General features: G+C 66.8%; 19 protein-coding genes. 7 read left to right on the top strand and 12 right to left on the bottom strand.

The features are described 5' to 3' along the window. The first annotated feature begins 70 nt into the window (after positions 1-70). Both ACOZ4N_RS10545 and ACOZ4N_RS10540 read left to right on the top strand, forming a co-directional pair. Entirely contained in the window at positions 71-415 is a 345-nt protein-coding gene (locus ACOZ4N_RS10545; RefSeq protein WP_424019885.1) for an ArsR/SmtB family transcription factor, read from the top strand. Beyond that, on the top strand, positions 412-759 hold the full coding sequence (locus tag ACOZ4N_RS10540) for a hypothetical protein (RefSeq protein ID WP_424019884.1): 348 nt from the start codon (positions 412-414) through the stop codon (positions 757-759). Before ACOZ4N_RS10545 ends, ACOZ4N_RS10540 begins: the two co-directional genes overlap by 4 nt. Here the strand turns inward: ACOZ4N_RS10540 and ACOZ4N_RS10535 are convergent. The 4 genes from ACOZ4N_RS10535 to ACOZ4N_RS10520 all read right to left on the bottom strand — a co-directional run bounded on the left by ACOZ4N_RS10535 (position 756) and on the right by ACOZ4N_RS10520 (position 6,468). Then, positions 756-1,739: a segregation/condensation protein A gene (locus ACOZ4N_RS10535; RefSeq protein ID WP_424019883.1), complete on the bottom strand. Its 984-nt coding sequence runs from the start codon at positions 1,737-1,739 to the stop codon at positions 756-758. The two genes, ACOZ4N_RS10540 and ACOZ4N_RS10535, sit on opposite strands and share 4 nt — an antisense overlap. Beyond that, positions 1,732-5,322, bottom strand: a complete 3,591-nt coding sequence (gene smc, locus ACOZ4N_RS10530; protein ID WP_424019882.1) for a chromosome segregation protein SMC — start codon at positions 5,320-5,322, stop codon at positions 1,732-1,734. Before smc ends, ACOZ4N_RS10535 begins: the two co-directional genes overlap by 8 nt. A 24-nt stretch (positions 5,323-5,346) precedes the next feature. Beyond that, the gene (locus ACOZ4N_RS10525) at positions 5,347-5,682 is read right to left on the bottom strand and encodes a DUF7518 family protein (RefSeq protein ID WP_424019881.1); all 336 of its coding nucleotides are present in this window, start codon (positions 5,680-5,682) and stop codon (positions 5,347-5,349) included. Between the two features lie 123 nt (positions 5,683-5,805). Beyond that, the gene (locus ACOZ4N_RS10520) at positions 5,806-6,468 is read right to left on the bottom strand and encodes an RNA ligase partner protein (RefSeq protein WP_424019880.1); all 663 of its coding nucleotides are present in this window, start codon (positions 6,466-6,468) and stop codon (positions 5,806-5,808) included. Positions 6,469-6,603: 135 nt separating this feature from the next. Between ACOZ4N_RS10520 and ACOZ4N_RS10515 the strand changes: the two genes are divergently transcribed. Further along, positions 6,604-7,725, top strand: coding sequence for an RNA ligase (locus ACOZ4N_RS10515; protein ID WP_424019879.1), 1,122 nt, complete (start codon positions 6,604-6,606; stop codon positions 7,723-7,725). 18 nt (positions 7,726-7,743) lie between these two features. Here the strand turns inward: ACOZ4N_RS10515 and ACOZ4N_RS10510 are convergent, their stop codons facing one another. Further along, positions 7,744-8,043 (bottom strand): hypothetical protein, encoded by a 300-nt coding sequence (locus ACOZ4N_RS10510; RefSeq protein WP_424019878.1) that lies wholly within the window; start codon positions 8,041-8,043, stop codon positions 7,744-7,746. A 117-nt stretch (positions 8,044-8,160) separates the two neighbouring features. Between ACOZ4N_RS10510 and gatB the strand changes: the two genes are divergently transcribed. Then, positions 8,161-9,678 carry an Asp-tRNA(Asn)/Glu-tRNA(Gln) amidotransferase subunit GatB gene (gene gatB / locus ACOZ4N_RS10505; RefSeq protein ID WP_424019877.1) on the top strand — a complete coding sequence of 506 codons (1,518 nt, stop codon included), beginning with the start codon at positions 8,161-8,163 and terminating at the stop codon, positions 9,676-9,678. Positions 9,679-9,982: 304 nt separating this feature from the next. Here the strand turns inward: gatB and ACOZ4N_RS10500 are convergent, their stop codons facing one another. Both ACOZ4N_RS10500 and ACOZ4N_RS10495 read right to left on the bottom strand, forming a co-directional pair. Then, positions 9,983-11,131, bottom strand: a complete 1,149-nt coding sequence (locus tag ACOZ4N_RS10500) for a hypothetical protein (RefSeq protein ID WP_424019876.1) — start codon at positions 11,129-11,131, stop codon at positions 9,983-9,985. Positions 11,132-11,271: 140 nt separating this feature from the next. Continuing rightward, the gene (locus tag ACOZ4N_RS10495; RefSeq protein WP_424019875.1) at positions 11,272-12,021 is read right to left on the bottom strand and encodes a HEAT repeat domain-containing protein; all 750 of its coding nucleotides are present in this window, start codon (positions 12,019-12,021) and stop codon (positions 11,272-11,274) included. 176 nt (positions 12,022-12,197) lie between these two features. On the opposite strand from ACOZ4N_RS10495, the gene ACOZ4N_RS10490 reads away from it, so the two are divergent. Together ACOZ4N_RS10490 and ACOZ4N_RS10485 are read left to right on the top strand one after the other, a co-directional pair. Then, complete coding sequence (locus ACOZ4N_RS10490) at positions 12,198-14,690, top strand: DNA topoisomerase I (RefSeq protein WP_424019874.1); 2,493 nt, start codon at positions 12,198-12,200, stop codon at positions 14,688-14,690. A gap of 50 nt (positions 14,691-14,740) precedes the next feature. Further along, complete coding sequence (locus ACOZ4N_RS10485; protein WP_424019873.1) at positions 14,741-15,445, top strand: phosphoglycerol geranylgeranyltransferase; 705 nt, start codon at positions 14,741-14,743, stop codon at positions 15,443-15,445. Here ACOZ4N_RS10485 and ACOZ4N_RS10480 read toward each other — a convergent pair whose 3' ends face one another. The 3 genes from ACOZ4N_RS10480 to ACOZ4N_RS10470 are packed head-to-tail and all read right to left on the bottom strand — an operon-like array spanning position 15,446 to position 18,822. Beyond that, a complete protein-coding gene (locus tag ACOZ4N_RS10480) occupies positions 15,446-16,396 on the bottom strand; it encodes an ABC transporter ATP-binding protein (RefSeq protein WP_424019872.1) in 951 nt (316 codons plus the stop codon). It lies immediately after the preceding gene. After that, positions 16,396-17,622 carry a FecCD family ABC transporter permease gene (locus ACOZ4N_RS10475; RefSeq protein WP_424019871.1) on the bottom strand — a complete coding sequence of 409 codons (1,227 nt, stop codon included), beginning with the start codon at positions 17,620-17,622 and terminating at the stop codon, positions 16,396-16,398. Before ACOZ4N_RS10475 ends, ACOZ4N_RS10480 begins: the two co-directional genes overlap by 1 nt. 48 nt (positions 17,623-17,670) lie before the next feature. Further along, the gene (locus ACOZ4N_RS10470; protein WP_424019870.1) at positions 17,671-18,822 is read right to left on the bottom strand and encodes an ABC transporter substrate-binding protein; all 1,152 of its coding nucleotides are present in this window, start codon (positions 18,820-18,822) and stop codon (positions 17,671-17,673) included. 121 nt (positions 18,823-18,943) lie between these two features. Between ACOZ4N_RS10470 and aspS the strand changes: the two genes are divergently transcribed. Next, the gene (gene aspS, locus ACOZ4N_RS10465) at positions 18,944-20,248 is read left to right on the top strand and encodes an aspartate--tRNA(Asn) ligase (protein ID WP_424019869.1); all 1,305 of its coding nucleotides are present in this window, start codon (positions 18,944-18,946) and stop codon (positions 20,246-20,248) included. 168 nt (positions 20,249-20,416) lie between these two features. On the opposite strand, the gene ACOZ4N_RS10460 is transcribed toward aspS, so the two are convergent. Continuing rightward, positions 20,417-20,956, bottom strand: a complete 540-nt coding sequence (locus tag ACOZ4N_RS10460) for a hypothetical protein (protein ID WP_424019868.1) — start codon at positions 20,954-20,956, stop codon at positions 20,417-20,419. Beyond that, complete coding sequence (locus ACOZ4N_RS10455; RefSeq protein WP_424019867.1) at positions 20,953-21,255, bottom strand: UPF0175 family protein; 303 nt, start codon at positions 21,253-21,255, stop codon at positions 20,953-20,955. Before ACOZ4N_RS10455 ends, ACOZ4N_RS10460 begins: the two co-directional genes overlap by 4 nt. Positions 21,256-21,323 lie beyond the last annotated feature (68 nt).

The raw sequence follows: 21,323 nt of genomic DNA, 5'->3' as shown, positions 1-21,323 counted from the left end.
CCGCCAGCCTCGGTTTCAGCGAGTGAAGTCGTGCAACCGCGTTGATACTCGGTCCCCGAGTGGTGGTACTGTGGATGCAGACAGCGATGTCGAGGCCATCGCGACGCTGCTGGCCGACGACTGCGCGCGGACGATCCTCGAAGCGACCGCCGCACAACCCCTGTCGGCCGACGCGCTCAGCGACCGCTGTGGCGTGTCCACGCCGACGATCTACCGCCGACTCGAGGACCTGCGAGCGCACGATCTGGTCACCGAACAGACCCGCGCCGACGCCGACGGCCACCACTACAAGGTCTACACCGCCAGCCTCGACCGCGTCGTCGTCGATCTCTCCGCGGACGGCCTCACGATCCGACTGTCCCGACGGGACCGCATGGCCGACCGCTTCACCCAGTTCGTGGAGGATCTCCGATGACTGACCCGATACTCCAGTTCGCGGCCCGGACGAGTGGTCCCGTCTCGTCGGCGTTCACCGTCGCCATCGCCGCCCTCGGCCTGCTGGTCGGTTACATCGCCTTCCGGGGGTACCGGCGCAACGAGAGTCTGCCGATGCTGTTCGTCGCGACCGGCTTCCTGCTCACCTTCTGGACCCGTGGCGTCCTGCTCGCCGTCTATCTCGTCCTCGACCGCGCCGGCTCGTTCGCACCCGGGATGCGGTCGACTCTCGGCGTCGCGCTGTCGCTGGCCGCGGACGTGAGTACGGTCGTCGGACTGCTCTGTCTCCTCTACGGGCTCTGGATGCCCCGTCGCGAAAACTAGTCTGCGATGGCTTCTTCCGAACCCTGGGCCGCGTTGGGGTCCTGGATCCAGAGGTCGCCGAACAGGTCGTCCTGCTGGAGGTAGACCTGCCCGCGGTGGGACAGAAAGAGCAGGCCGAGGAAGGTTTCGACCCGGGAGCCGCCCGCCCCCTCGATCTCGGCGTAGAGGACCTCCTCGCGGCCGGCTTCCCACTGTTCGAGGCAGGCCCCGTACACGTCGTCGATGATCGCGTCGATGTCCTCGCCGTGAGCCGTTCCGGTCACGTCCGCGGCCGTCGGCTCGTCGTCCATCCGGAACTCGTCCCCGCTCCGGTAGTCCAGTTCCTGTGTCCCGCGCTGGTACGTGCTGGGACTGTCGCTCGTGTCGTACTCCCTGGACTCTTTCCACCAGGTGTCCCGCTCGGCCTCCCGGAGGTCCCGCACGAGTTCGTCCAGCGTCTGTGGCATCCCCCGGGCCCGTTTCCGGTCGAGCCGCCGGTCCATCTCCTTCTCCAGCGACGCGAAGGGATCGGCCTCCGGGTCGATGGGTGTGTCCTCGCCCATCGCCGCCGCCTCCCAGGGCTCGGGTTCGGGCTCCTCGTCCTCGTCGTCGTTGAGCATCGCGTCGCTTTTCATCCGCAGGAGGACGCTCGCGTAGAACAGTGCGCGACCCGACGTTCGGAGGTCCGCCTCGTCCAGCCGGTCGAGGAACTTGTCCGTCACCGTCACGATGTCGATGTCCCACGGCTCGATCTCGTCGTCCTTGGCGAGCTGGACCAGCACTTCGACCGGTTGCACGTCGTCCTCGTCTTCCTCGCCCGGCGGTTTCGGTCGGTCGACGGCGGGGGCGTCGGCTTCGCTCTCGCGATCCTCGCTCTCGCTTCCGTCGTCACCGCCGAGCATCGACGACGCGCCGTCGGGTCGCTCCCGATCTTCGTGCCCGGCGATGTTCAGCGGGATATCGTCCCCCTCGTCCGATCCGTCATCTTCTCCGCTAGTCATCCGCGGGCACCTCCTCGTCGCCGTCGCCGCCGATCTCGCTCAGGTCGATGCCGGTCACGGCGGAGATGTTGTCCTCTTGCATCGTGACGCCGATAGCCCGCTCGGACCGCTCCAGCAGTGCCGAGCGGTGTGAGACGACGACGAACTGCGCGTCGCCCGCGAGTTCGTCGACCATCTCGCCGACCATCTCGGCGTTGGCGGCGTCGAGGAAGGCGTCCACCTCGTCCAGCGCGTAGAACGGCGCGGGGTTGTACCGCTGGATGGCGAAGATGAACGCCAGCGCCGTCAGGGACTTCTCCCCGCCGGACATCGCCGCCAGCCGCTGGATCGGCTTGTCCTTGGGCTGGGCCTTCATCGTCAGCCCGCCGTCGAACGGGTCGTCCTCGTCTTCGAGGTGCAGCGTCCCGGTCCCGTTCGAGAGCCGCTGGAAGATGTCCTCGAACTGCTCGTTGATGCCTTCGTAGGCATCCATGAACGTCTCCTTCTTCCGGGCCTCGTAGGTCTCGATCCGGTCGCGGATGCCGTCGGCCTCCTCGACGAGAGTCTCCTTCTTGCCTTCGAGGTCGTCGAGATCGTCGGCCACCTCGTCGTACTCCTCGATTGCGAGCATGTTGACGGGTTCGAGCTTCTCCATCTCGGTTTCGAGGCGGTCGATCTCGCGTTCCACCTCGTCGTGGTCGGGCACGTCTTCGGGGTCGTAGTCGCCGACCTGCCCTTCGAGTTCGTCGACTTCCCACTCGAGTCGGTCTTCCTCCTCGCGGCAGTCCGCGAGGTCGTCCTCGACGCTGGTGACCTTCGACTGCTGTTCGTCTCGGGCCTGTTTCGCCTCCTTGAGGTCGTCTTTCAGCTCCTCACGCTCCGCCTTGAGGTCTGCCAGCTCTTCTTCGAGGTCGGCGACCGCTGCCTCTTTCTCCTCGAGCAGTTCCTCCTGCTCGTCGATCTTCCCCTCTAGCTCCTCGATCCGCTCCTCCTGCTCGGCCTTGCGGTTCTGGGCCGCCTCGATGTCGTCGTGGAGCTCCTCGATGGCGTCCTCGGCGTACTGCTTTTCCAGTTGCAGTTCGTTCAGGTCGCCGTCGAGATCGTCGCGGCGGGCTTCGAGGTCGGCGATCTCCTCGCGCACCTCGTCGGCCTGACTCGTCAGCTTCGGCAGTTCCGAGTCCTCGATCTCGCTCTCCAGTTCGGCGATCTCGTCCTCGATGGCCTCGATACGGGCCGTCCGTTCCTCGATCTCGCCTTCGAGTTCGTCCATCCGGTCGGAGACCTCTTCCCGATCTTTCTCGATCTCGTCGAGTTCGGCCTCCAGCCGCTCGATCTTCGTCTCGGTCTCCTCGCGCTCGGTTTCGAGGGCCTCGATCTCGCTTTCGATCTCTCTGACCTGATCCGCCGCGTCTGACTTCCGGTCGCGGGCGTCGTCCAGCCGGTTCTCCACGTCCCGCAGGTCCGACCGGATCGACTTGCGCTCGTCTTCGAGGTCGTTGATCCGCGCGGCGACGCGTTCGAGCTGGCCCTGCCCACCCGAGAAGGAGTAGCGCGTCCCCTTCGAGGAGCCGCCGGTCATCGCACCGGACTTCTCGACCAGATCGCCTTCGAGGGTAACCATCCGGTAGTCGCCCATCAGGTCCCGGGCGGTCTCCATGTCGTCGACGATCAGCGTGTCGCCCAGCACGTACGAGAAGATGCCCGCGTACTCGCTGTCGAAGTCGACGAGGTTGTACGCGAAGTCGACCACGCCGTCGTGGCTCGGCAGGCTCGGGCGCGACCGTCGCTGCATCTTCGTGATCGGCAGGAAGGTCGCCCGCCCCGCGTTGCGGGATTTCAGGTACTCGATGCAGTGTTGCCCGATGCCGTCGTCGTCGACGACGACGTGGGCCAACCGGCCCCCGGCCGCCGTCTCACACGCCGTCGCGTACTCGGGATCGACGCCACCCAGCTGGCCGACCGTGCCGTGGACGCCGTCGATCCCGCCGTTGAGGATCGTCGTCACCGCCCGGCCGTACGAGGAGTCGCCGTCCTGTCCGGCCTTGGCTTCGAGTTCGGCGTACTCCTGCTGTTTGGCCGAGATCTCGTCCTCGATGTCGTCGAGGTCGGACTGCAGTTCGCGTTTCTCCTGTTTGAGGTCCTCGACGACGCCCGAGATGGTCGAGCGGTTCTCCGCGGCCTTCTCCAGTTCGTCCTCCAGATCGGAGATCTCGGCGTCGATCTCGGGGAGCCGGGCCTCGGCCTCCTCGATGGCCTCCTCTTTCTCGCGTTGCTGGTTCGAGCGCCGACGCGCCTCGTCCAGCAACCGGTCCTGCTCGCGCTGGAGGTCGTTTTTCTCGCTTTTCTCGTCCTCGAGGGCGGCCCGCTTCTCGTCGAGTTCGTCTTTGACCTCCTCGAACTCCGCGCCGACCTCCTCGATGCGCTCCTCCAGTCCGGCGAGTTCGTCCTCTTTCTCCTGAATGTCGGCTTTGACGCCGGACTTGGCGACCTTCGTCTCGCGGATGTCGCCCTCCAGCTCGTCGATCTCCTCCTGTTTCCGGTCGATCTGGACGAACGCCTGGCGGCGCTCGTTCTCGGCGTCCTCGATCTTTTCCTCGGCGCTCTCGACGGCGTCTTCCAGCCGCGAGATCTCCCCTTTGACCTCCTCGATCTCGCGTTTGATCCGTAACTGCTCGTCCTCGCCTTTGCGTTCGATCTCGGCGTTGAGGTCTTCGAGGTCCTCTTCGAGACGGACGACTTTGCCCTGGCGCTCGTCGAGTTCGCGCTGGAGGTCCTCGAGTTCGTCCTCCAGTTCCTCGATTTCCTCGCGCACGGCGTCGAGTTCGTCGCGTTTGTCCTCGAGTTCGGCGGCTTTCCGGTAGGATTCGTACTCTTCCTTTTCGTCGCGGAGGTCCTGATACTCGAGGGCGGTCTCGCGTTCGTCTTCGAGCTGGTCGAGGCGGTCCCGTTTCTCCTCGATCCGGAGCTGGGCCTCCTCGATGCGTTCCTCGACGACTTCCAGTTCCTCGAAGGCGTCTTCCTTCTTGGCGTCGAACTGGGCGACCCCGGCGATCTCGTCGATGATCTCCCTGCGCGCGTGCGGGGTCATGTTGATAATTTCGGTCACGTCGCCCTGCATGACGACGTTGTACCCCTCGGGCGTGACGCCGGCCTGGGCCAGCAGGTCCTGGATGTCCGAGAGGTTGACCGAACGGCCGTTGATGTAGTAGTACGAGTAGTAGTTGTCCTCGGTCTCTTTGACGCGGCGCTTGATGGAAATCTCCGAACAGTCGCCCACGTCTTCGGTGCCGGCGGCGTTGACGACGGTCCCTCGTTCGAGGGTCCCGTCGGCGTTGTCGAGGATGACTTCGACGCTGGCTTCGCGTTCCTCGTCGCCCTCACGCTCGCCGTCCTGGTGACCGGGATTGTAAATGAGGTCGGTCAGCTTCTCCGCGCGGATGCCCGACGTGCGGGCCAGACCCAGCGCGAACAGAATCGAGTCGATGATGTTGGATTTGCCCGAGCCGTTCGGGCCGCTCACGGTGGTGAAATCCTCGTAAAACGGGATTCGCGTCTTCCGGCCGAAACTCTTGAAATTGTCGAGGACGAGCTCTTTGATGTGCATGGGGGTGCTCGTGGCCGGAGCCCGTCAGGCGACGATGATGTCGCTGCCCTCGGACTCCGTCTCGTCTTCCGCCTCGGCGGCCTCGGATTTAGGCGCTTCGGCCGGCTCCGCGTCCGCGGCCGGCTCGGGCTCCGGTTCCGGCTCGGCCGCCGCGTCGTCGGCCTCGCGTTCCGCCGGGGGCGTCGACGACCCGACGCCGCTCCCGTCGATGGTGTCCAGTCCGACCTGGTCGTCGACGACGTTCTCCAGTTCGCGGATGCGGACCTTGCACTCGACGAGTTCGTCGGTCAGGCCGTCGACCGTCGCCTCAAGCTCGTTCACGCGCGATTCGAGTTCCTCGACGCGATTGCCGCTCGCCATAGAGACATAGCCCGTCCCTGACGGCATAAAGTTACGTCAGACATTCACATAGCTTCTGATAGGAACGGGGCTGGTGAAAACCGCTCGCCCCGGGTTCGAGGGCACCGTATGTGCCGCCGACGGTCACCACTCCGACCGGTCGGTGGCCTGCAGGTACTCCTCCAGCAGGGTCGGGAAGTCACGGCCCTTGAGGTAGCGCAGGCCGAAGTCCTCGGCCCAGTTGATGATGCCTTGATCTTCGGTGACGACGCCGGCGTCGAGTTCCCGCGCGAGGATCAGCAGGTCGAAGTCCTCCCGCGAGTCGAGGACGCCCTGCCGGAGCGTCGTGCGGTACTCGTCGCGCAGGTCCGAGATCACCTTGTCCACCTCGGTCATGTACTCGTGTTCCTCGATCTCGTCGGCGCGGGACTGCTCGGCCTTCCGGACGGCCTTCTCGGAGACGCGCAGGCCGCGATCCACGCGGTCGGACATCTCGTCGATGAACTCGTAGACGATCTCGGCGGGGATCATCACCTCGTAGCGCGCCGGGTTCTTCTTGATCACCCAGGTGTTGAGCTTCGAGAACACCTCGTCGTCGATCTCGCGGTCCTCGAGCATCAGGCGCAGTTCCTCGTAGATCGACGGCGGCATGTAACAGGAGATGTCCAGCCCGAGTTTCGCCTCCGCGATCAACTCCAGCAGTCGATTCACGGCGTCGTTCGCGTCTTCGCCATCGCGCCTGATCTCGTCGGTGAGGAAGGCGGAGGTGTCGACGACGAAGCGTTGTTTGAGCGGATGGCCTGCCATACCCGAACGCAGTACCTCCGGGGTAATATGTCCCCGGCGTAACGTGAGCCGGTCGCGGGCCCATCGCTCCCGGGGCGATTCCCGGAAACTGAGAGGTCGACGGAGTTTCTTTGGCCCGGCTGGCGTTGCTCCGGTATGGACTATCACGATCCCCTGCCGGTCTCGGCCGAGCGGTTCGCCGAGTTGCGGGAGCACTTCGAGACCCGATCCGTTCGCGGCCGGGAATACGAACACCTGCCGGACTACCGGAGCGACCTCAACCGCGGGGTCGTCCTGATCGAGGACACGGTGGTCGACGGGTTCCCGAAGATCCCGCGCACGCTGGTGATCGAGACCGGCGTTCCACGCCACTTCGACGACGAACTCGCCGTCGAGGAGAAACTCGACGGGTTCAACGTCCGCGTCGCGCGGGTCGGTGACGACCCGCCGGCCGAACCGCTCGCGTTCACCCGTAGCGGCATCGTCTGCCCGTTCACCACCTACAAGGCCCGCGAGTTGCTCCCCGTCGCCGAGTTCTTCGCCGACCACCCGGACCTGATGCTCTGTGGCGAGATGGTCGGCCCGGAGAACCCCTACACCGACCACGAGTACGCCGACGTGGACTCGCTGGCCTTCCGCGTGTTCGACGTGCGCGAGCGCGAGACGGGCGACTCCCTGCCGGTCCGCGAGCGCCGCGAACTGTGTGCCGACTACGACATCCCGCAGGTTCCCTTCCACGGCGTCTTCACGCCCGAGGACGCCGTCGACGAGCTTCCGGATATCGTCGAGGAACTGGACGCCGACGGCCGCGAGGGTGTCGTGATGAAGACGCGCTCGGTCGACCGGCAGTTGAAGTACACCACCTCGGCCGCCAATCAGGGGAATCTCGAATACGCCTTCTCGCTGCCGTTCGACTACGGCCAGGCGTTCATGTTCCGGCGGCTCATCCGCGAGGCGTTCCAGTCCGTCGAGTGGGACGAGGACGAACCGGCCCGGCGGGAGCGCGCTCACGAGCTCGGGGAAGCGATCCTCTGTTCGATGACCGACACGATCGAGCGGATCGACGGCGGCGCGACCGTCGGCGAGCGCCACACCGTCCGTGCGCCTCCGTCGGTCGTGGACGAACTGTTCGAACACTTCCGGAGCATGGGTCTGCAACTGGAGATCGAGACCGACGAGCGGGAGGCCGGCGAGCGGGTCGTCACGTTCACGAAGAAGACGCAGGCGACCAACGACAAGGTCCGGGCGTACCTCGACGGCCAGATCGTCCGGGAGTGAAGCCCTGAGGCGTCCCCGTCAGTCGTCGGTCTCGACGGTGATCGGTTCGTCCGGTTCCTCGACCGCCTCGGCCTCCTCGCCCTCGCTGGCCCGTTCTTCCAGCAGGAGGCCGACCCCGCCGGCTGCGAGCATCCCGATCCCTGCCGCGCGGACCGAGCGGACGTACCAGGGTTTCGGCTCCAGTTCGTCGGTGTTCTCGAAGGCCAGGCCCCACAGCTTGGCGTTGAGCTGGATACTCCGTTTCGGGCTGGCGGCGGCCAGTAGGCCCTGGACGAGCAGCCAGCCGTAACTCAGGCGGCGCAGTTTCTCGGTGACCATACCGGTACGTTGGCGAGGACGGACAAGAAAGGTGCGTCTGCGCCCGGCGGTCCGTCGACCGGCACAGCACTCGCCCGGGTCGTTAGCCTTTAGCCGTCCGCTCACGAACCGCGAGTAATGACTGCACAGGCTGCCGAAACGGGGGATCTCGTCGCCGTCATCGGGCTGGAAGTCCACGTCCAGCTGGAGACGGCGACGAAGATCTTCTGTGGCTGTTCGACCGACGTGGGCGACGACGAGCCGAACACCCACACCTGCCCCGTCTGTCTCGGTCTCCCCGGTGCCCTGCCGGTCCTCAACGAGGGGGCCGTCGAGGCCGCGGTCAAGGTTGGGAAGGCCATCGACGCCGAGATTCCCGAGGAGACGACGTTCCACCGGAAGAACTACTACTACCCCGACCTGCCCAAGAACTTCCAGATCACCCAGTACGACGCACCCATCTGCCAGGACGGGGAACTGGAGTTCAACGTCGACGGGACCCGTCGGAGCGTCGACATCCGGCGGGCCCACCTCGAAGAGGACCCCGGGAGCATCAAACACGTCCGTGAGGGCACCGAGGGGCTGGAGAGCCGCACCGTCTCCATCGAGCGCGCCGACTACACCCTGATCGACTACAACCGCGCCGGCACGCCGCTGATGGAGGTCGTCACGGAACCGGACTTCCGCGAACCCGCCGAGGTCCGGAAGTTCCTCGAAAAACTCGAGGAAGTCCTCGAGTACCTCGGCGTGTTCGACCCCGGCCGGGACGGGTCGCTCCGGATCGACGCCAACCTCTCGATGGTCCCCGCCGCGGAGGTCGACGAGGACGGCGAGATTCCCGAGGACGTGCTCGAAGACGCCAACCGCACCGAGGTCAAGAACATCTCCAGCCACAAGGGCGCGGAGAAGGCCCTGGCCTTCGAGAAGTCCCGCCAGAAGAAACTCGTCGAGTCGGGCCGCGCGGTCGAGCAGGAGACGCGCCACTTCAACGAGACCCACGGCAACACGGTCTCGATGCGCTCGAAGGAAGAGGAGAAAGACTACCGCTACTTCCGGGAGGCCGACCTCCCACCGCTCCAGGTCGCCGACTGGAAAGAGCGGATCGCCATCCCGGAACTGCCCGACGCCCGCCGCGAGCGCTTCGAGGCCGAGTACGGCCTCAGCGACGAGGCGGCCTCGAAACTCACCAGCACGAAACAGGTCGCGGACTTCTTCGAGGACGTGGCCCAGCAGTTCGACCCCGACCTCGCGGCGACGTGGGTCGCGGACAACCTGCTTGGCGAACTGAACTACCGCGACATGCAGATCACGGACATCGACGACCGATTCGACGAGGTCATGCGGCTGGTCGAACTCGTCGCCGAGGACGAGATCACCGCCAAGAACGCCCGCGAGACGGTCCTCCGGACGATGCTCGACGAGGGGAAAGCGCCCGACACCGTCGTCGAGGACGAGGACCTGGGCAAGACCAGCGGCGACGAGGTGGCCGCCGCGGTCACCGAGGCCATCGACGAGAACCCCGGTGCCGTCGAGGACTACCACGACGGCGACGACAACGCGATCAACTTCCTCGTCGGTCAGGTGATGCAGAAGACCGGGGGCAGTGCCGATCCGGGCGACGTGAACCAGCTGTTGCGGGAAGAACTAGAGGGGTAGAACCGCGAGCGACCGGCGGGAGCGAGCGTTTTTTGGTCCAGCTTTTTGGACGATGGGTGGCGAACGGAGTGAGCCACCCGAGGAGAAAAAGGTGGTCGTGGAGCAGCTGTTGCGGGAAGAACTAGAGGGGTAGAACCGCGAGCGACCGGCGGGAGCGAGCGTTTTTTGGTCCAGCTTTTTGGACGATGGGTGGCGAACGGCGTGAGCCACCCGAGGAGAAAAAGGTGGTCGTGGAGCAGCTGTTGCGGGAAAAAGGTGGGGACGGACAGGGCGGTGTCGTTCGAGTTGAGTGACCGACGGTGCCTCAGGCGCTCGGACCCTCGTCGATGGCGGGGATCGACGGCACGTCGTCGTGGGTGTCGAACGCTTCGTGGGCCTCGGCGATGTGGCGGTCGGCCAGCGTGTCGGCACCGTCGGCACTGGCGGCAGCAGCGTCCGCGAGTTCGTTACAGCCGACTTCGAGGACCTCGGTCGCACTCGTCATGCCTTCGACCGTCGCCGCGAAAGGCTCGGCGAGACTGAGTGACTCGAACTCCGCGACGGCAGTCCCGAACTCGTCTGCGGCGTCGCCGTACTCGGACATCGCGGTCGCGTATCGTCTCATCTCGTACCTCGCGGTGCCGTCGCGGAGCAGTTCGAGTCCGGTGAGCGCCGGGTCGAACGCGTCGTGGATCGCGTCGATGGCCGAGATCGCGGTTCGCATCTGGTCGAGCTTGTCGGACACGGCGGCCGCGTCGAGTGGCTCGAACGACCGTGCCGCCCGCGTGTCGACGTCCGACGGGAGGTCGTCCAGACTGGTTTCGACCCGCTCGGCGAACCAGACCGCGGCGTCGAGGCGGTCGGCGAGCGTCGCGGCCGAGCCGTCGAAAAAGAGGTCGGGAACGTGGTCGTCGAGCCGCCAGTGTGCCCGTGACATGTCTTTCTGTCCGCGGGCCATCGTTTCGAGGAACGTCGCCACCGTCGCCAGGTCTTCGACGGTTCCCCGCTGCTCGGCGGTGAGAACGTCTGCCTGCGCGGTTTCGACGTGAATCCGGGCGCGGTCGACGGCGGCCAGCACCTCGTCCGTCCGGACGGGATAGTTCGCCGCCGTCAGTCCCGTCAACCCGTCGCCGTCGCCCTGCGCGACGAGCCGACGGTGCGCGGTGGCGAGCGATTCGCGTGCCGACTCGATGCTCGAGTGTTCTCGCCCGCTCGCCTCGGCGTGTTCGTCCGCAGATTCGGTCTCGGTCGCGCTTTCCTCGGGTGTGTCGGTGGCTGTCGACCGGTCCGTCCCGGTCGCCGTCTCCGTCCCCGCTGTCGCCGCTCCGGACGTCGACGCTGTGGCGGCCGAGGCTGGATCACCGCTCGATCCCGCCGACTCGGTGCAACCCGCGAACGCGGCCACCGCCACACCCGCCAACCCGAGCATCTGTCGTCTCTCGATACCACCCTGCCCTGTGAACTTCGCTACCATCGGTTTTAGGCTAGCCTAAACAATTTAAATGGCTTTCGAACTTTAGGCCGACCTAAAATATTGCCGCGATCGACCCGTCGGTGGCCAGTCGTGTCGGTAGAACCGTCCTCCCGGGGACGAGGCCGTGTTCGTTCGCTCGATCAGCCGTCGAGCGCTTCGGCGGCGGCGTCCCGAACCCGCTCGTCGGCGTGACTCTCGCGGGCGTCCCGGAGCGCCGCGCGTGCCGTCTCGTTGTCGACGTGACCGAGCAGGGCCGCGGCCTGGCCGCTGACCGAGATCGTGTCGTCCAGCGCGTTGACGAGAATGTCCGTCCGCTCCGCGTCGAGGGACGCCAGATCACGCGTGGCCACACCCCGGGAGATCGCCGAGAGGAGATACTCCCGGGCCAGCTCGTCGTCCTCGGTGGCCGTCTCGTCCCCGTCGGTCGCGGCCGCTTCGAAGGCGTCGAACAGCGCCTCGACCTGTGCTGGCGCGAACTCGTAGGTGACCCGCGAGAGCGCGTGATACAGGCCGACTGCGCCGGCGGCGCGGACGCCGGAATCGTCGGCGAGTGCGTACGGCAGTACGTCGTCGACGACCGTCGCGTCGGTGGTGACCGTCAGTGCCTCGGCGGCCGCGAGCCGGACCGACCGCTCGGGGTCGTCCAGACGCTCGACCAGCGGATCGGCGGCGACGAGTTCGTGGTAGACCTCGACCGAGCCCAGCACCTCCGCGGCGGTGGTCCGCACGAGCGGGGACTCGTCGGACAGGGCCGCGAGGACCTCCTCGGTCGCGTCGTGGCCGTGGGCCAGCGGATCGCGCCCGATCTCGCGGAGGCGGTCGGCCCGGGTCTCGGGATCGTCCGGTCGGTCGTCGTCCGATCCCAGCCACGACAGCAGGCGGCGGAGCATCGGTGTACCCTGGCGGCCCCGAACCCATAAGCGTTGAACCCGCGCGTTCGGTGGCGCGCGAGCGCGCGGCCCCGCGCAGTCCGGCGATTCCTCGGTTCACTGGGACGAAAGCTTCAAAACCTGTGTGCGCTTAGGGCTTGGCGAATGACCACCCACGCACCGGGAGGTGGGCCGCCGTGGAGTTGATAATCACGGAGAAGGACAACGCCGCGCGGCGCATCGCCGAGATCCTCAGCGAGGACAGCGCCGAGGTCGAACGCCAGAACGGCGTCAACGTCTACCGCTGGGGCGACAAGCGCGTCGTCGGCCTGTCGGGCCACGTCGTCGGCGTCGACTTCCCGCCGGAGTACTCCGACTGGCGCGACGTGGAACCCGTCGAGCTAATCGACGCCGAGATCACCAAGTCCGCGACCAAGGAGAACATCGTCCGCACGCTCCGGGAGCTGGCGGGCCGGGCCGACGAGGCCGTCATCGCGACGGACTACGACCGCGAGGGCGAGCTGATCGGGAAGGAGGCCTACGAGATCATCCGCGACGAGACCGACGTGCCGATCAAGCGGGTGCGCTTCTCGTCGATCACCGAGCGCGAGGTCAAAGACGCCTTCGCGGACCCGGACGACCTGGACTTCGACCTGGCCGCGGCGGGTGAGGCCCGCCAGATCATCGACCTGATCTGGGGGGCGGCGCTCACGCGATTCCTCTCGCTGTCGGCCCGGCAACTGGGTGACGACTTCATCTCCGTCGGACGGGTGCAGTCGCCGACGCTGAAGCTGATCGTCGACCGCGAGCGCGAGATCGAGGCGTTCGAGCCCGACGACTACTGGGAACTGTTCGCCGACCTCACCGAGGACGGCCAGTCCTTCGAGGCCCAGTACTTCTACGACGACGACGGCAAGGAGGCCGAACGCGTCTGGGAGGAAGACGCCGCCGAGGACGCCCACGAGCGGTTGCTGGACGCCGCCAGCGCGACCGTCACCGAGGTCCGGCGGCGCACCCGGACCGACGACCCGCCCGCGCCGTTCAACACCACGCAGTTCATCAGCGCCGCGGGCTCGCTGGGCTACTCCGCCCAGCGCGCGATGAGCATCGCCGAGGAACTGTACACCGCGGGCTACGTCACGTACCCGCGGACGGACAACACGGTGTACCCCGAGGATCTGGACCCCGAGGAACTGCTCGCGGCCTTCACCGACACCGGTGCGTTCGGCGAGGACGCCGCCGGCCTGCTCAACCTCGACGAGATCGAACCCACGCGTGGTGACGAGGAGACGACCGACCACCCGCCGATCCACCCGACGGGCGAACTCCCCAACCGGAGCGAACTCGACGACGACGAGTGGGAGGTCTACGAGTTGATCGTCCGGCGCTTCTTCGCCACCGTCGCGGAACCCGCGACCTGGGAACACCTGCGCGTGGTCGCCGACGCCAACGGCTGCCAGTTGAAGGCCAACGGCAAGCGCCTCGTGGAACCGGGCTACCACGCTGTCTACCCCTACTCCAGCGCGAGCGAGAACTTCGTGCCCGACGTGGCGGAGGGCGCGGAACTGACCGTCTCGGACGTGGAACTGGAGGCCAAGCAGACCCAGCCGCCCCGTCGCTACGGCCAGTCGCGATTGATCGAGCGCATGGAGGACATGGGGATCGGGACGAAGGCGACCCGGCACAACGTGATCGAGAAGCTCTACGACCGGGGCTACATCGAGAACGACCCGCCGCGGCCGACGACGCTGGCCAAAGCCGTCGTCGAGGCCGCCGAGGAGTTCGCCGACCACGTCGTCAGCGAGGAGATGACCGCCGAACTCGAAGCCGACATGGCGGCCATCGCCAGCGGCGAGGCGACGCTGGACGACGTGACCGAGGAGTCACGGGAGATGCTCGAACGCGTGTTCGAGGAACTCCACGAGTCCCGCGAGGAGGTCGGCGACCACCTCCAGCAGTCGCTGAAGGCCGACCGGACGCTGGGCCCCTGCCCGGAGAGCGACCACGACCTGTTGATCCGAAAGAGTCGCCACGGCTCGCACTTCGTGGGCTGTGACGGCTTCCCGGACTGTCGGTACACCCTGCCCCTGCCGAGTACCGGCCAGCCGCAGGTGCTGGACGAGGAGTGCGAGGAACACGGGCTCCGCCACGTCAAGATGCTCGCGGGGCGGGACACCTTCGTCCACGGGTGTCCCCAGTGTGCGGCCGACGAGGCCGACGAGAGCGAGGACGAAGTGATCGGCGACTGTCCCGACTGCGGTGCCGACGACGGGGGCGACCTCGCGATCAAACAGCTCCGCAACGGCTCGCGGCTGGTCGGGTGTACGCGCTACCCCGACTGTGAGTACTCCCTGCCGCTCCCGCGCCGGGGCGAGATCGAGGTGACCGACGAGCGGTGTGACGAGCACGACCTGCCCGAACTGGTCGTCCACAACGGCGACGAACCGTGGGAACTGGGCTGTCCGATCTGTAACTACCAGGAGTACCAGGCCCGGCAGGCGGTCGACGATCTGGTCGATCTGGACGGGCTGGGCGAGCGCACGGCCGAGAAGCTGGCCGACGCGGACATCGAGACACTGGCGGACCTGGAGACCGTCGACCCGGAGGAGGTCGCGACGACGGTGCAGGGAGTCAGCGCCGATCAGATCCGCGAGTGGCAACAGCAGGCGGGCGCGGAAGCCGCGGACTGAGCGGGCTGCCTTTCCGAAGTAGTTTTCACGGTCGGTCGGAATGCCCCGGTATGAGCGGGCCATGGACGGAGTGGGATCACATCCTGAAGATCGACCCGGACAAGTCGCTGGTCGACGGTGAGACGTTCGAGGACGTGGCGGCGACCGGGACCGACGCCATCGAGGTGGGCGGCACCACCGGGATGACCGAGGAGAAGATGCAGCGGGTCGTCGAGGCCTGCGGCAAGTACGACATCCCGATGTACATCGAGCCGTCCAACCCGTCCTCGGTCGTCCACAGCGACGCCCACGACGGCTATCTCGTCCCGATCGTGATGAACGCCGGCGACGTGACGTGGACGACCGGCGCGCACAAGGAGTGGGTCCGACTGGACGACGACATCGACTGGTCGCGCACCTGGACGGAAGCGTACATCGTCCTCAACCCCGAGGCCTCCGTGGCCACCTACACCGGGGCCAACTGCGAGCAGGACGCCGACGACGTGGCCGCATACGCCGAGGTCGCAGAACAGATGTTCGGCCAGGAGATCGTCTACGTCGAGTACTCCGGCACGCTGGGCGACCCCTCGAAGGTCCGGGCGGCCCACGAGGCGCTGGACGAGGCCACGCTGTTCTACGGCGGCGGCATCCACGACTACGACTCGGCCCACCAGATGGCCCAGGAGTCCGACGTGGTGATCGTCGGCGACCTCGTCCACGACGAGGGGGTCGACGCCGTCCGCGAGACCGTCGAGGGCGCGAAAGACGCGAATTGATCACTCTCGCTGTCCGTCCGGCTCGCCCGTTTCGTTCCCGTCGTCCCCGTCGTCCAGCGGCCGTAGCGGCGTCACCTGCGGGCCGTGGTCGGTCGTCGCGACCGCGGCCTCGATCCCGAACACGTCGGCCAGCAAGTCTTCGGTGACGACCGACTCGGGCGGGCCGCGGGCGTAGATTTCCCCGTCTTCGAGCGCGACGACGTGGTCGGCGTACTGGGCCGCCTGTTCGATGTCGTGGAGCACGAGCACCACGGTCGTCTCGCTCTCGTCGCGCAGACGTTCGACGATCTCCATGACCTGCAACTGGTGGCGCAGGTCGAGGAACGTGGTCGGTTCGTCCAGGAGGAGCACGTCGGTCTCCTGGGCCAGCGCCATCGCGATCCAGGCCAACTGCTGTTGGCCGCCGCTGAGGCTCCCGACCTCGCGGTTCCGGAGGTGATCGACACCGGCCATCGAGATGGCGCGGTCGATGGCGTCCCGATCCGCGTCGGTCAGCGCCTCGAACGCGCCGCGGTGGGGGTAGCGACCGTGTGCGACGAGTTTCTCGACGGTGATGCTGTTGGGCGCGGTGCTGTCCTGAGAGAGCAGGCCGAGTTTCCGGGCGAGTCGCTTCGCGCCGAGGTCGTGAACCTCGGTGCCGTCGACCCGGACGGTGCCCCGGTCCAGCGACAACTGGTCGGCCAGCCCCTTCAGCAGGGTACTCTTGCCGCTCCCGTTCGGGCCGACGAGGGCGGTCACCTCGCCCGGCGGGACGCGGACCGACTCGTCGTCGATCACCGGCTCGTCGGTGTTGGGATAGCCGATCACGAGGTCGTCGCCGCTGAACTCGCTCGCGCCGGTCCCGTCGCTTTCGTCCGCGGGGCTGTCGTCGGCCCCGTCGTCCGCTGTGTCGTCGTCCCGGCCGAGGATCGAGCCCACGCCGCCGTCAGTGGCGAAGCCGCGCTCACCCATCAGATCTCACCCAGGCTCTCCTGCCTGCGCATCAGGTAGAGGAAGTACGGCCCGCCCACGAGGCCGGTGACGATGCCGACGGGGATCTGCGTGGGACTCAGCGCGAGTCGCGCGCCCACGTCGGCGGCGACCATCAGCGCCGGGCCCGCGAACAGACAGCCGATCATCAGTTTCCGGTAGTCGCTGCCGACGACGTTGCGGACGACGTGGGGCACGATCAGGCCGACGAAGCTGACGATGCCGGCGACGGCGATGCTCGCCGCGGCCAGCAGGACCGCGACGGCCGACAGGCCGAAGCGCACGCGCTCGACGCGCATCCCCAGAGATTTCGCCGTGCTCTCGCCCAGCAGGAGGACGTTCAGTTGCCTGGCACTCACGATTGCGAGCGCCAGCCCGAACACGGTCCAGGGGATCGCGATCCGGACCTGCTCCCAGTCCACGCCGGTCAGCGAGCCGGTCGTCCACTGGATCGCCGACTGGACGACGCCGATGTTGTCGGCGAAGAAGAACATCGCGGTCTGGAGCGAGCCGAAGACGGTGCTGACGATGACGCCCGCGAGGACCAGCCGCACGGGCGAGGTCCCGTTCTTCCAGGCGATGGCGTAGACCAGCAGGAAGGCGGCGATTCCGCCGAACGCCGCGATCAGCGGGAGCAAGGCCGAGAGGCCCAGCGTGATCTCGGTGACGACCAGCGGCACGACCAGCGTGACACCGGCGAAGGCCACGAGCGTCAGCAGGATCGCCAGCCCCGCGCCCGAGGACACGCCGAGGATGAACGGGCTCGCGAGTTCGTTCCGGGTCACCGCCTGGAAGATCGCGCCCGAGACTGCCAGGTTCATGCCGACCAGAACCGCGACCAGCACCCGTGGCAGTCGGATGTTCCAGACGATCAGGCTCTCGGTACTCATCTCCGGAACGGCCTCGCCGAGCAGGAACGCGTCCCAGGCCTGCGGATTGAACAGGACGTTCGGGTTGAACACCGCCGCCCAAGCCTGCCCGATGGTCATCTCGTAGGAGCCCAGGCTGACCTGCACGAGTCCCGCCCCGACGACGATGGCCGTACTCCCGAGGATCAGGGCGAGCAACGAGGTGTCGAGCCACGCGAACCGGCGGACGAGCCGGCCCGCGAGGCCGCCGCCAGCGTCACTGTCGCGCGCTCGCCACGGGCTGAACCGCTCGGCGAGGCTCCGATTCCCGTCCTCGCTCGCCAACTCGTCCTCCGTCATCGGGCGCAGTCACCTCCCCGATCGTGGCCCGTCGATCCCGGTGCCATCTCAGACCTCCCCGGCGACGATGTCGGCCACGCGGTCGCGGTCGAACAGCTCGCCGGAGAACCGATCCGGGTACAGGTCCTTCGCTCCGCGCTCGACGAGGAAGAGGTTGTAGATCGGCCCCTGGTAAGTCGGCCCCCCTCTGAACACGCGCCCGTTCTGGACCGCCGTCAGTTCACTCGCCACGTCGTGGTCGCGCATGAACTCGACGACGGTGTTCTCGAACTCCGTCGCCGTCTTGCTCTCGTGGCCTTTCAACAACAGCACGTCCGGGTCGATCTCGAGCAACTGCTCGTAGTCGATGCGCTTGCGGTTCGTCGAACTGAACCCTTCTACGTCGGTCCCGACGAGCGCGTCTTTCACGCCGAGGTCGCGCCAGTGTTTGACGCTCGTCCCGCCGGTGTCGAAGCGGTACGGCGAGAACACCTCCGGCTCGGTGCCGTTGGCGTGGGCGAACAGGCCGGTCGGTCGCTCGGACTCGGGCGGCAGGGCGTCGGCGACTCGACCCCGAACGTACTCGTCGTGCAGGGTCTCGAATGCCTCGTAGCGGTCCGTCGCCTGGAACACTTCCGCGACCTTCTCGAAGGCTTCGTACATCGAGTAGTAGCGATAGTCCTCGTGCCAGACGTCCGTCTGTCGGAAGATGAGGTTGCCGACGAACGGCCCGACGGTGTCGCGAATCTCGGTCACGTCGCTTCGCTCCCAGCCGTCGAAGTTGTTGATCAACCAGTTGGGGTCGATGACGTGTACGTCCGCGTCCATCTCGAAGAAGATCTCCTGGTCGATCCCACTCTGGTAGAGTTCGTAGAGCGAGCCCTTGTCGACGCTGACGCCGTCGAGTTCGTCGTACCAGCGGGTGTAGAAGCGGGGCTTGTAGCCGACGCTCTGCAGGCCGTCCGCCTGTCCGAGCGCGACGCCCATGTCCGCGTATCCGGGACAGTAGACGGCCCACGTCTCGGGCACGCTGTCGAAGTTGACCTCACCGACCGGTGCCATCTCGACCGTGTAGGTCCCGCCCGAATCCGTCCCGTTTGCGTCGCCGTCGTCTCCCTGGCCCACGATGTCCGAACAGCCCGCGAGCAGGCCGCCGGCCGCCAGCGCGCTTCCGCCTGTGATGTACTGTCGTCGTGTCGGCGCAGTGTGTGTCGTCTCCATCTTGGTTTAGGCATACCTAAACACGGGTTTAGTGGTTTCGGTTCGCCTAAAACAGGGGGTGGTCGGCGTGGCGCGAGGGGAATGGGCGGGGCTTAAGTCCCGGCCGCCGATACCGGACAGCATGGACGACCGCACGTACACTGCAGACGCCGAGCCGGGCGACACGGTCACCGTCGCCGGCTGGGTCCACGAGATTCGAGACCTCGGCGGCATCGCCTTCATCATCATCCGGGACACGACCGGGAAGATCCAGGTCAAGTTCGAGAAAGACGAGATGGACGACGACCTCGTGGAGACGGGGCTGGACGTGCATCGTGAGAGCGTCGTCGCCGTGACCGGCGACGTGGAGGAAGAGGAACGCGCGCCGACCGGCGTCGAGATCGTCCCCGACTCAGTCGACGTGATCGCCGAGGCCGACCCCGAACTGCCGCTGGACCCCTCCGGGAAGGTCGACGCGGAACTCCCGACCCGACTCGACAACCGGACGCTGGACCTGCGCAAGCCCGAGGTCAAGGCAATCTTCGAGATCCGCGCCGCGGCCCTGGAAGCGGTCCGGGACGCGTTCCGCGATCTGGGCTGTACGGAGATCAACACGCCCAAGATCGTCGCCACGGGGACCGAGGGCGGGACGGAACTGTTCCCGATCACCTACTTCGGGCAGGAGGCCTTCATGAACCAGAGCCCCCAGCTGTTCAAGCAGCTGATGGTCGGCTCCGGCCTCGAACGCGTCTTCGAGATCGGTCCGATCTTCCGCGCGGAGGAACACAACACGCCCCGGCACCTCAACGAGGCGACCTCCATCGACTTCGAGTCGGCCTTCTACGACCACACCGAGGCGATGGACGCCTGCGAGCAGATCGTCAAGGCCGCCTACGAGGGCGTCGCCGAGAACTGCCAGGACCAGCTCGAAGCGCTGGACATGACCGAGGAGTTCGAGGTCCCCGACGGTGACTTCCCGCGGCTCACCTACGAGGAGGCCCTCGAAAAGATCAACGCGACGGGCGAACTCGACGAAGTGCTCGTGTGGGGCGACGACCTCTCGACGGAGGCCGAACACGTGCTCGGCGACGAGGTGGGCGAACACTACTTCATCACTGACTGGCCCAGCGAGATCAAGCCCTTCTACATCAAGGATCACGACGACGACGCGGAGGTTTCGACGGGCTTCGACATGATGCACCCGTCGATGGAACTGGTCAGCGGCGGCCAGCGTGAACACCGCTACGACAAGCTGGTCGAGGGCTTCGAACAGCAGGGACTCGACCCCGAGGCCTTCGAGTACTACACCAAGATGTTCAAGTACGGCATGCCGCCCCACGCCGGCTGGGGGCTCGGCGGCGAGCGCCTCATCATGACGATGCTCGGGCTTGGCAACATCCGTGAAGCGGTTCTCTTCCCGCGAGACCGCCAGCGCCTGTCGCCGTAGGCGACGGCGACCCTGTCGAGCGGGAGCACGTCAGACTCGTCTGACGGAGTTCCCGCGAGATCACCAGAGACTGAGCCCGTAGGGCGACGTCTCTGGGAGCCCACGAGACGAGCGACGCGAGTCTCGTCAGACCGCCGGCGGCTGAGCCCCTGACGAAGCCGACGCGGCTTACTCCGCTTCCCCGACGGCCTGTTCGCGCAACTCCCCGGTGAGGTGCAGGCCGTGGCTGTCGATCCGGCGGACGACCCGCTTTGCCTGCGACTGCGAGAAGTACTTGTCCGAGACCGCCGCCCGGACGACGACGCCGAAGGTACCGGTCACAGTCGCGCCGAATCCCTCGGCGACGGTCCGGAGCCGCCGGTCGTCGGAGATGAGCCCGACTGTCGGGCCAGCGTCCCCGTCCTCGTCCGTCCGCGTGTCGGCATCGGCCGTCGCGTCGAGAATGCCCTCGATCACGCGGACGTCGCTGGTCGGCTCCGATGCGTCCAGCACGCGCATCGCGTCGTCGGTCCAGTCGGTCTCGACCGGGCCGGTCACGATATCGTCGTCGACGAACCGGTCGAGGTTCGTGCGCGCCGGTTCGGTCGTCACGTCCGAGCGAACGGCGTCCGGAACGGCGATGGTGCCGTCGAAGGCACCGAGCAGGTCGAGTTCGCCGACCGCTCCCAGGGCGGTCAACACGGTCGCGTCGACGTAGATGCGGCTCACAGCTCCCTCGCGTTGTCGGCATCCCGCCGGAGGTCCGCCGCGCGCAACTGGGTGGTGAGGTTGCGCTCCCGGGCGACCTCGAGCCACTCCGCGACCGAGAGCCCCGCGATCCGGGACGCCTCGGTGACGGCCACGTCGCCCTGCTGGTAGCGCCCGACGGCCTCGCGAATCCGCAACTCCGCCAGTCCCTCCTCGAGGGCCTTCCTGATCGTCGTACTGCGGTCGTCCTCCAGTAGCTCCGCGACCCGCTCCAGCTCTGCCAGTTCCTCCTCCGACAGCCGCGCGCTGATCGTCGGCATGTTTGCGTAGTAATACTACGTATACAAAGAGCTATCGCCCGTGGTCACTCGCTTTCCGGGCTGGGGGG

This window comes from Halorientalis pallida, from assembly GCF_049605515.1.
In the GTDB taxonomy this organism is placed as follows: Archaea; Halobacteriota; Halobacteria; order Halobacteriales; family Haloarculaceae; genus Halorientalis; species Halorientalis pallida_A.
This window is presented reverse-complemented; position numbering and strand designations above follow the sequence as displayed.

What these genes read in the sequence shown, in the direction of transcription:
- smc (WP_424019882.1), bottom strand. Translation starts at nt 5,322, where the DNA reads ATGCACATCAAAGAGCTCGTCCTCGACAATTTCAAGAGTTTCGGCCGG.
- ACOZ4N_RS10495 (WP_424019875.1), bottom strand. Translation starts at nt 12,021, where the DNA reads ATGCTCCGCCGCCTGCTGTCGTGGCTGGGATCGGACGACGACCGACCG.
- ACOZ4N_RS10475 (WP_424019871.1), bottom strand. Translation starts at nt 17,622, where the DNA reads ATGACGGAGGACGAGTTGGCGAGCGAGGACGGGAATCGGAGCCTCGCC.
- gatB (WP_424019877.1), top strand. Translation starts at nt 8,161, where the DNA reads ATGACTGCACAGGCTGCCGAAACGGGGGATCTCGTCGCCGTCATCGGG.
- ACOZ4N_RS10480 (WP_424019872.1), bottom strand. Translation starts at nt 16,396, where the DNA reads ATGGGTGAGCGCGGCTTCGCCACTGACGGCGGCGTGGGCTCGATCCTC.
- ACOZ4N_RS10520 (WP_424019880.1), bottom strand. Translation starts at nt 6,468, where the DNA reads ATGGCAGGCCATCCGCTCAAACAACGCTTCGTCGTCGACACCTCCGCC.
- ACOZ4N_RS10515 (WP_424019879.1), top strand. Translation starts at nt 6,604, where the DNA reads ATGGACTATCACGATCCCCTGCCGGTCTCGGCCGAGCGGTTCGCCGAG.
- ACOZ4N_RS10525 (WP_424019881.1), bottom strand. Translation starts at nt 5,682, where the DNA reads ATGGCGAGCGGCAATCGCGTCGAGGAACTCGAATCGCGCGTGAACGAG.
- ACOZ4N_RS10510 (WP_424019878.1), bottom strand. Translation starts at nt 8,043, where the DNA reads ATGGTCACCGAGAAACTGCGCCGCCTGAGTTACGGCTGGCTGCTCGTC.
- ACOZ4N_RS10470 (WP_424019870.1), bottom strand. Translation starts at nt 18,822, where the DNA reads ATGGAGACGACACACACTGCGCCGACACGACGACAGTACATCACAGGC.
- ACOZ4N_RS10535 (WP_424019883.1), bottom strand. Translation starts at nt 1,739, where the DNA reads ATGACTAGCGGAGAAGATGACGGATCGGACGAGGGGGACGATATCCCG.
- ACOZ4N_RS10500 (WP_424019876.1), bottom strand. Translation starts at nt 11,131, where the DNA reads ATGGTAGCGAAGTTCACAGGGCAGGGTGGTATCGAGAGACGACAGATG.
- ACOZ4N_RS10455 (WP_424019867.1), bottom strand. Translation starts at nt 21,255, where the DNA reads ATGCCGACGATCAGCGCGCGGCTGTCGGAGGAGGAACTGGCAGAGCTG.
- aspS (WP_424019869.1), top strand. Translation starts at nt 18,944, where the DNA reads ATGGACGACCGCACGTACACTGCAGACGCCGAGCCGGGCGACACGGTC.
- ACOZ4N_RS10540 (WP_424019884.1), top strand. Translation starts at nt 412, where the DNA reads ATGACTGACCCGATACTCCAGTTCGCGGCCCGGACGAGTGGTCCCGTC.
- ACOZ4N_RS10485 (WP_424019873.1), top strand. Translation starts at nt 14,741, where the DNA reads ATGAGCGGGCCATGGACGGAGTGGGATCACATCCTGAAGATCGACCCG.